We start from the raw sequence: 2,865 nt of genomic DNA, 5'->3' as shown, positions 1-2,865 counted from the left end.
GGGGAAGGCGCGCAGCGCCTCAGGGGGATGACGCTCAAAGCGCTACAGCCTTGTCGATGACCACGGCGTCAAACGGCACGTCGTCATGAAAGCCCTTGCGCGTGGTGCGCACGGCCTTGATCGCGTCCACCACGTCCTGGCCCTTGACGACCTTGCCGAACACGGCATAGCCCCAGCCCTGGGGTGTGGGCGAGCTGTGGTTCAGGAAGGCGTTGTCCACCGTGTTGATGAAGAACTGCGCCGTGGCGCTGTGCGGGTCGCCCGTGCGGGCCATGGCCACGGTGTACTTGTCGTTCTTCAGGCCGTTCTTGGCCTCGTTCTCGATAGGGGCCTGCGTTTCCTTTTGCTTCATGTCGGCCGTCATGCCGCCGCCCTGGACCATGAAGTTCTTGATCACGCGGTGGAACACGGTGCCGTTGTAGAAGCCGCTGTTCACGTAGCTCAGGAAGTTTTCGCTGGACTTGGGCGCCTTGGCGGCGTCCAGCTCGATGGTGATCACGCCCTGGGTGGCGGTTTCCGCCACGTTGATGGTGACGTGGAGTTCGACTTGGGGATTGCTCATAGCAGTGCTCTCTTCAAAAAAATCACTTCACCACGGTGGCGGAGTTGATGGTGACCGGCGCGTTGGGCACGTTCTGGTGGCCGGCCTTGTTGCCCACGGCCACGGCCTTGATCTTGTCGACCACGGCCGTGCCTTCCACCACCTTGCCGAACACCGCGTAGCCATGGCCATCGGGGTTGGGCGCATTGAGCATGGCGTTGTCCTTCACGTTGATGAAGAACTGCGAGGTGGCCGAGTTGGGGTTGCCCGTGCGCGCCATGGCGATGGTGTAGGTGTCGTTCTTGAGGCCGTTGTTGGCCTCCAGCGGGATGGGGGCCTTGGTGGGCTTTTGTTGCATGTCGGCTGTGAAGCCGCCACCCTGGATCATGAAGCCGTCCATCACGCGGTGGAACACCGTGCCGTCATAGTGCTTGTCGTTCACATAGGCCAGGAAGTTCTCGACCGTCTTGGGGGCCTTGGCCGGGTCCAGCTGCACCACGATGTCGCCCATGGAGGTGGCCAGCTTGACCTTGGGGGCCGCAGACTGGGCTTGCACGTTCGCTACTGAAAACATAGCTGCAAATCCAATGCTGGCAAGCGCCAGGGCCGAATTTCTTCTGGAAATCATCCAATCACTCCTTCGAAAAATATCTGCCACTGCTGGCCGCGGCGCGTCCAGTATTGGCGTTTGACGGGGCCGGTGCGGGCGCCTTCGGCCACTTCGCCGAACGTTACCACCATGGTGTCGGCCGAATCGGTCCAGCGCAGGTAAGACTTGTCCTTGAGCTGGAGTTCCCGTCCCTTGAGGGCGCGGGTCTCAGCCTGCAGCACCTGGGCCCACTGTGTCAGCGAGGTCTTGCGGTGGCTTTGGAAGTCGGGCGTGTAAAAGCCCAGCAGGCGGTTCATGTCGCCCTGCGTCTTGGCGGCGCGCCAGGCGTTCAGCACGGCCTCGAAAGATTTGCGCTCGGCCTGCACGGTGTGTGGCGCCACCCACTGCAGTTGCCGGGCGATCACGACAGGAGTGGAGCGCGGCTCCACGGTCAGCAGAATGCGCTCCAGATCGGGGTTGGCCAGCACCAGGCAGCCGTCGGAGGCCAGCGGCGCCCGCGCGAACTGGTCGGGCGGCGTGCCGTGCAGCCAGATGCCGCTGCCGGTCTTGCCGCGGCTCACGTCCAGCGGGTTGGGGTAGTTGATGGGCAGGGCGCCCACGCCGTAGAAGTCCTTGAGCGTGGCCGGATCGAGGCGGCTGGTGATGAAGTACACGCCGAGGGGCGTGCGCTGGTCGCCCTCGGTGGACTTGTCCATGCCGAGCTTGCCCACCGAGGCGTAGTAGTCGGCCACCAGCTGCAAACCCTTGGGCGTGTTCTCGAACAGGTACAGGCGCGAGCGCGACGCGTCGATGGCGATTGCGTGGCGCGAGCGGGTCGGCAGCTCCAGAAACTGTGCGGGGATGGTGTTGGCCGGGGGGCGGCTGCGTTGCGCGTCCACCCGTTGGCGCGATTCGTTGCGCAGCTCTTCCAGCGTGGTGGCCGCCTGGATGGTGCGCGTGGAGTCGGGCTCGGGCAGGTCGCCCAGGCGGCGGATGGGGCGGGTGCGGGCCGTCAGCAGGTCGCCCACGGCCAGCTGCGCCAGCTGGAAGTTGGGGTAGTCGCGGGCCAGGCTTTCAGCGTCGCGCAGCGCCTCCCGGCCGCGTCCCTCGGCCACCAGCTTGTACACGGCCAGCAGGCGCGCCTCGGCCTGGCCGTCCTGCAGCTTGGCCGGTGCAGGCGCGCTCTTGGCGACGGGCCGGCGCGGCTTGTAGCCCTGGCCCAGCGCCGGCATCGCCAGCGCCACAGCGGCCAGCGCCAGGGTGGCGCCCACGCACAGGCGGCGTGTGGAGGGCGAGGGTACGGGCATGCGCAGCACGGGCATCAGGCGGTGCAAGGCAGCAAAAAAAAAGCCCGCGCTTCACGCGCAGGCGTGGCGGCACGGGTCATGGTCAGCCGCCGGTGGATTCGCGGACGATGGTCCAGCGCCCGTTGTTGTTGACCATCTCCAGCGTCTTGCGGCTGCTCACGTTGAGCGTGTCGGCGCTGTAGGCCTGGCGAAAGCGCGCCGTGGCCTTGTCGCCATTGACGGACACCGAGAGGTCGGACAGCTGCACGCTGATGCTGGACTTGCCCACGATGCGGGACTCGCGCTCTTTTTCCCAGGCGGCGCGTGTCTGGCGGCCCGGGGGGTCAAAGGCCTTGTCGTAGGCAGCGAGGTAAGCCGTCATGTCCTGCGCGGCCCAGGCGGCTGCCCAGGCCTTCACGGCGGCGGTGACGGCCTGCACGGAACCGTTG

General features: G+C 66.1%; 4 protein-coding genes. All 4 read right to left on the bottom strand.

Features of this window, described 5'->3' with window-relative positions:
- Window positions 1-34: 34 nt before the first annotated feature.
- Window positions 35-562 carry a peptidylprolyl isomerase gene (locus ACOQFS_RS04040; protein ID WP_421561663.1) on the bottom strand — a complete coding sequence of 176 codons (528 nt, stop codon included), beginning with the start codon at window positions 560-562 and terminating at the stop codon, window positions 35-37.
- Between the two features lie 22 nt (window positions 563-584).
- Window positions 585-1,169: a peptidylprolyl isomerase gene (locus ACOQFS_RS04035; RefSeq protein WP_421561662.1), complete on the bottom strand. Its 585-nt coding sequence runs from the start codon at window positions 1,167-1,169 to the stop codon at window positions 585-587.
- Window positions 1,166-2,437 carry a L,D-transpeptidase family protein gene (locus ACOQFS_RS04030; protein ID WP_421561664.1) on the bottom strand — a complete coding sequence of 424 codons (1,272 nt, stop codon included), beginning with the start codon at window positions 2,435-2,437 and terminating at the stop codon, window positions 1,166-1,168. The genes ACOQFS_RS04035 and ACOQFS_RS04030 overlap by 4 nt, the downstream gene beginning before the upstream one ends.
- Before the next feature lie 82 nt (window positions 2,438-2,519).
- Window positions 2,520-2,865 (bottom strand): L,D-transpeptidase Cds6 family protein (locus ACOQFS_RS04025; RefSeq protein WP_421561661.1); only part of this gene is annotated, 346 nt, incomplete at its 5' end.

This window comes from Paracidovorax sp. MALMAid1276, from assembly GCF_049198005.1.
Classification (GTDB): domain Bacteria; phylum Pseudomonadota; class Gammaproteobacteria; order Burkholderiales; family Burkholderiaceae_C; genus Acidovorax.
Note: the sequence above shows the minus strand (reverse complement) of the source record. Positions and strands in the feature narration are given on the sequence as shown.